The 6,106-nt window shown below is 26.7% G+C and carries 7 protein-coding genes; 4 read left to right on the top strand and 3 right to left on the bottom strand.

The window, feature by feature from the left end; translation table 11 throughout:
* Positions 1-104: 104 nt before the first annotated feature.
* The 3 genes from L3J60_RS08230 to L3J60_RS08220 form a co-directional block, all read right to left on the bottom strand.
* The gene (locus tag L3J60_RS08230; RefSeq protein WP_291975019.1) at positions 105-731 is read right to left on the bottom strand and encodes a hypothetical protein; all 627 of its coding nucleotides are present in this window, start codon (positions 729-731) and stop codon (positions 105-107) included.
* 9 nt (positions 732-740) lie between these two features.
* On the bottom strand, positions 741-2,144 hold the full coding sequence (locus L3J60_RS08225; protein WP_291975018.1) for a carboxypeptidase-like regulatory domain-containing protein: 1,404 nt from the start codon (positions 2,142-2,144) through the stop codon (positions 741-743).
* Positions 2,145-2,216: 72 nt separating this feature from the next.
* Positions 2,217-2,360, bottom strand: coding sequence for a hypothetical protein (locus L3J60_RS08220; RefSeq protein ID WP_291975017.1), 144 nt, complete (start codon positions 2,358-2,360; stop codon positions 2,217-2,219).
* 662 nt (positions 2,361-3,022) lie between these two features.
* Here L3J60_RS08220 and L3J60_RS08215 point away from each other — a divergent pair.
* From L3J60_RS08215 to L3J60_RS08200, 4 genes are read left to right on the top strand one after another with little or no spacing between them, the layout of a single operon-like run.
* Entirely contained in the window at positions 3,023-3,211 is a 189-nt protein-coding gene (locus L3J60_RS08215) for a membrane or secreted protein (protein WP_291975016.1), read from the top strand.
* A gap of 3 nt (positions 3,212-3,214) precedes the next feature.
* A complete protein-coding gene (locus tag L3J60_RS08210; RefSeq protein WP_291975015.1) occupies positions 3,215-4,324 on the top strand; it encodes a glycosyltransferase in 1,110 nt (369 codons plus the stop codon).
* Between the two features lie 8 nt (positions 4,325-4,332).
* Positions 4,333-4,884: an RNA polymerase sigma factor gene (locus tag L3J60_RS08205; RefSeq protein ID WP_291975021.1), complete on the top strand. Its 552-nt coding sequence runs from the start codon at positions 4,333-4,335 to the stop codon at positions 4,882-4,884.
* 1 nt (position 4,885) lies between these two features.
* Positions 4,886-6,106: an Nramp family divalent metal transporter gene (locus L3J60_RS08200; RefSeq protein WP_291975014.1), complete on the top strand. Its 1,221-nt coding sequence runs from the start codon at positions 4,886-4,888 to the stop codon at positions 6,104-6,106.

The raw sequence follows: 6,106 nt of genomic DNA, 5'->3' as shown, positions 1-6,106 counted from the left end.
AATCCCTGATTTTAATAGTTCAACTATCATAACCTTAAACTCATTGTCATACTTTGTTCTTGCCATAATTCAAATATATATTATTTATGGGCTTATTAAAATTGTCACATCAAAGGTAGACACTCCACTAATGCTACTAAGGCAGGAAAGAATATATATATTAAATCAAAGTCACTAATAGCTGTCCATAACCAAGGAGGATAAAACTCTTTTTTAAAATAAGTAGTGGTATCAAAATATCTATTAAACTTCCTAACATTTTCAAATGTGTAATCTGTTTTAAAAATTAAAAAATATATATTAGACAACATTTTAGGAATATAAAATAATATATAGCTTAATATAGTAACTTTTAAAATGTCCAGATATTTAACAATATTAAGCGTTTTATGAAATAAAAAGAAGAGCAAAAGCAAACAACTATAACCAAAAGCCACAACAAGCAATGGTACAAGCACTACTAGTGTATCTATATAAAAATAATCCCAATCGTACGAAGTGTCAACATCTGCCGATTGTTGGTCAAATGCTGCGAGCTCATCCTTAAACTCTGATAAATCTACATCTAAATCTTTATATTCATTATATTTTTTTTCGTATTTTTTATTTAAATATTTTTGATACACATTATCATTCATCACCACATCTAGGGAGATAAAATTAAGGGTATAGCCCATAATAACAACCAATAATAACAATAACCAAGTATTACTGTTTAGTATTTTACTCATAAACTTATATTAATTATGCTGTTTAAATTGTTCTTTTAATCCTACCTTTTTTTCTAAGTCATGTCTCATTTTTTGTTCTGTTGCACTCTCTAACAATACATTATAGTTTTTCCAAAATGCAGCATGATAAGGGTGTGGGCTAAACAAATTATCATTCCAAGGCTTATTTAGTAGCTTGTTAATCTTAACAGTATCTGTTATAATTTTAGTAAATAAAATTTCTTGCTTACTATAATAAAAATCTTCAGAATTAGGCTCAATACCATTTTTAATTTTTTCAAAAATAGTCTTTACTCTATTAATTGCTACAGGTTTGGAATAAGACAAATATTTTGGATACATTTTACCCGCAATTTCAATAAATTTTATAATAAAATGAGAGGCTACTCGTGTGCCTTTTATCTCAGAGAATAACTCACCTTTTTTACTATTTAACAATACATAATCTAATTTAATAATAGCATAATCTTTTTTTCTTATATAAATCCAACCGAAAGGAAGTTCATAATCGCCAACTTTTCTATTTAATTTTGCTGGTGGATTTTTGGGCATAATTTTAATTTTATAAATTATATCGCTATTATAAAGTATAGTATCTAACTTAAAAGTATGTGTTTTTAGCAGCTGTTTATTAAAAATTGCATTTTTTTGATTGTAATATCTAATTTTATTATTATCTGTTGTAAATATAGATGCCTGATTCTTTTTTAGATTATCTATAAAACTAACTGCATTTCTAAAATCATCCTTAGGAATTTCAGATAAATTAGCGGATTTTATACGACTATTTCTAAAAGATAAATGTTTTGCCTCTCTTAAATAAAAGTTATAAATCATAGAGGTATCAAGCACTCTATAATCCAAACTTTTACGTTTTTCTATAATATTCAATTTTATTTTTTTACACGGTTTATTAAAGCCGGGGTCATAAACCTCAATTGCCGCTTCTACCAACCATTTATAGGCTGTTTTGGTTTTTTCAGTATAACGTAAAAATCCTTTTTCTATAAAAGGTTTATCTGGGAAATTTTTATAATAATTAGCAAAAGCCTGTTTTACAATTTTGTTTACCGAAAGGGCTTTTACATTAATAGTTACTTGGTTTAGGTTTATAGTACTGGGGTTTAATTTTATTATTTGTGAACCAGCAGTAGTTAACTTAGCAATGTTTACTTTATAGGTTTCAAAACCCATAAAAGAAAAAACCAAGGTAGCCTTGGTATATTTTTGTGGGATGTTAATTTCAAATAAACCCTCAGTATTGCTAACAACTCCTATTGATGTATTTTTAATATAAATATTGGCAAAAGGGATAGGCTCGTTACTACTAGCATTAACTATATTCCCTTTAACAACATTTTGTCCGTAACTAAATATTGACGTTAAAATAAATAAAAATAGGATCCTTTTCATATTAAATTTAAACATAAAAATATTTTAAAAAGGGAAGTAAGTATATTTCCCTTTTTAAAATATTATTTTGAATTAATAACAATTTTTTACTAATCTAGCCAATAATCTTTCACCTCCTCCTCCATTAATATATCTAGCCTCCATCCTAGCACATCTTGCAGGAGAAGCAGTACCACCCATTATTTTACTTGTTTGTTCTCTTTTTAATTCTTTCATAATGTTACATATTTTAAATTAATAATAATTATTTATTAGAATTTAATACCGTAGTAAATACACTTTATAGTTTATTTTTAAGGATTTAAGTTGCAACTTTTTTAAATTCTTGTGCCAAGGTAAAAAAAAAAAAAAAACGATTTACAAAATTATTTTTTAAAAGTTCTTACTTGGTAAAAGATTATCTATCTTCTTTTTTAAGTAAGTTATCTTTATGATAATCTCCATTTTGCAACTAGTATAAACATAGTTTTACTACCAAGTTTTCTAATTTTGAATTAGTGCCAAACAACGTTCAACAAGAATTAACTAAGGCAATAAGTTAGAAATTAAATTAAGCTACAAAAACAAAGACTCACTTATTTTAAAATAAGCGAGTCTTTTTAGTTAGTAGATTTAGCTAATATTTATTAATTCCATGTTTTTTATAATTCACAAAGTTTTAGTATGGTCTAAAATTATAAAAGCACAAATATTAACTGAAAGCCAAATTATTAATTTTTTTTATAAATCAAAAAGAAACTTATTAACATATAGTCAGTTACCTAAAAAAGCAGTGTTATTTCAACCTTTAATCAATAGTTATTTTATATAAATTTTAACAACAAAATAAAGTGACAATTTATCATAAATAAGTATCTTTGTAGTCTAAATTTAAGCATATGAAACTTGTATTAATTACAATTGGAATGTTAGCAATAGGTATTCTCGGTTTATCTATTAAACTATGGGCTAAAAAAAATGGAAAATTTGCAGGAACTTGTGCAAGCCAAAGTCCACACTTAAATAAAACTGGAGAAGCTTGTGGCTATTGTGGAAAAATTCCTGACCATACATGTACTAGAAAATAATAAATGTCTGAATATCTATTTATTACTTTTATAGTAATTATTGGTATTCAATTAATTTATTATCTATTTATATTTGGAAAATTTGCTTTTTTCAAAAACAGAAAATTTAAACGCGATTTTAATCTTCCTGTTTCTGTTTTAATTTGTGCAAAAAACGAAGCTCAAAATTTAATAGAAAATATTCCTTTCATTTTAAAACAAAATTATCCAAATTTTGAAATTGTTTTAATTAATGATGCTTCTACAGATACAACTTTAGAAGTAATGAAAAAATTTAAAAAAGAATATCCTAACAAAATCAATTTAGTTGATGTATTACCTAATGAACAATTTTGGGGAAGTAAAAAATATGCTTTAACCCTAGGCATAAAAGCTGCTAAGCATAATCATTTACTATTTACTGATGCAGATTGTAAACCCGTTTCAAACTATTGGATTTTAGAAATAGCTAATAATTTCTCAACTAATAAACAATTAGTTTTAGGTTACGGAGCTTATAAAAAAATAAAAAAATCGCTTCTAAATAAATTAATACGATTTGAAACTTTACTAACAGCCATGCAATATTTTTCTTATCAAAAAATGGGTTTACCATATATGGGTGTTGGTAGAAATATTGCTTATACCAAATATTTATTTTTTAGTGCAAACGGATTTTCAAATCATATGAAAATAAAATCTGGTGATGATGATTTATTTGTAAACCAAGTTGCTACCAAACAAAATTCTACATTTTGCAGTTCAAACAAAAGTTTTACAGAATCTATTCCCAAAACTAGTTTTAAAGATTGGATTCATCAAAAAAGCAGACACATAAGTACTGCCAACTATTACAAACCAATTCATAAATTTTTATTGGGATTATTTTATAGCTCACAAATTCTATTTTGGATATTGGCAATTATTTTAATAATTCTAAATTTTAATTGGCAATTAATATTAAGCCTGATTATGTTTAGATTATTTATTCAGTATATAATTATAGGCTTATCGGCAAAAAAATTAAATGAAACCGATTTAATTTTAATCTTCCCTTTTATGGAAATATTTTTAATTATCATTCAAATGTTTATCTTTATCAAAAATCTTATTGCAAAACCCACGCATTGGTGAAAAAAAATATTGATATTCCCGATTTAGTAAAAAAAGCAAAAGAAAAAGATCAAAAAGCTTTTAATACTTTATTAAATACGTATTGGAGCGATGTTTACCGATTTCAATTTTCTAAAACTGAAAATGAAGATGAAGCTGAAGATATTACTATAAAAACCTTTTCTAAAGCATTTGATAAAATATATTTATATAATGACCGGTATAATTTTAAAACCTGGTTAATATCTATTTCTAAAAACATTTTTTTAGATCATCTTCGAAAACAAAACAACGATACCATTTCAATTAATAAAAAGGAATCTGAGGCATATAAAATATATGACGAAACACCTTCCGCAGAAGACCAATTAATTATTGAACAAAATTTAGCTCAACTTTTAAACTATATTAAAGAGTTAAAGCCTCATTATCAAGAAATTATAAACCTTCGTTATTTTCAAGAGATGAGCTATAAAGAAATATCAGCAGAACTTAATGAACCGTTAAGCAATGTAAAAGTAAAACTACTACGAGCTAAAAGCCTACTTGCACAAACTATTAAAAAATCTCGAAAAAAATAAAATGAAATTCAATTGGCTTAAAAAATTAGGTCCAGGCTTATTGTTTGCCGGTGCTGCAATAGGCGTTTCACATTTAGTTCAATCTACCCGAGCTGGAGCCGATTTTGGTTTCGGATTACTTTGGGCTTTAATTATCATACATATTGTAAAATATCCTTTTTTCCAATTCGGACCAAGATATGCAACTGCCACTGGTGAAAGCTTATTAGACGGATATAAAAGGCTTGGAAAACCTGTTTTAATCGCTTATTTTATAGTAACTTTTGCAACTATGTTTACCATTCAGGCAGCCGTAACTATAGTAACTGCAGGTTTGGCAGCAAATTTATTTGGAATCACTACAAATCCTGTAATTTGGAGTATCATTATTACTGTTATTTGCTTTTTATTACTCATTCTTGGCAAATACAAATTATTAGATAACTTAATGAAAATCATAATTGTAACACTTACTTTAAGCACTATAATTGCAGTTGTTGTAGCTGTTTTTAAAAATGAAAATCCCGTTAGTTTTACACAAATACTTCCAAAAGGAAGTGTTGAAGTTGGATTTTTAATCGCTTTTTTAGGATGGATGCCTGCTCCGTTAGATGTTTCAGTTTGGCAATCATTATGGGCAATAGAAAAACAAAAAGAAGTTGGAACAGAATTTAACACCAAACAATCCATCTTCGATTTTAATATAGGATTTTTTGCTACGCTATTTTTAGGAATATGTTTTCTAGCCTTAGGTGCATTGGTTATGTTTAATTCTGGAGAAACTTTTAGCGGAAGTGCTATTAAATTTTCTAACCAACTAATTAGCTTATACACCCATAATTTAGGTGAAAATATGCACGTTTTTATAGGTATAGCAGCTTTTACAACTATGTTTAGCACTACTATTACCACCTTAGATGCATCACCCAGGGCTATGACAAAAACGGTAGATTTACTCACAAAAAAATCTTACAAAAAAATGTATTGGTTTTGGATTAGCTTTTTAGCCATTGGCACTATTTTTATTTTAATCTTTTTTATGTCAAAAATGGGAAGTCTTATAAAAATTGCTACTATTCTTTCTTTTTTAACAGCACCGTTTTTTGCCATTTTAAACTTTATTTTAATTTCAAGTAAGCATACACCAAAAAAATGGAGGCCTTCTTTAGGATTAAAAATCTTAAGTTGGGGAGGCATTTTATTTTTAATCGGATTTAGTATTTGGTATCTTTCTATTTTGTAA

Origin of the sequence: Lutibacter sp. (assembly GCF_021647475.1) — a bacterium.
Taxonomy (GTDB): domain Bacteria; phylum Bacteroidota; class Bacteroidia; order Flavobacteriales; family Flavobacteriaceae; genus Lutibacter.
Note: the sequence above shows the minus strand (reverse complement) of the source record. Positions and strands in the feature narration are given on the sequence as shown.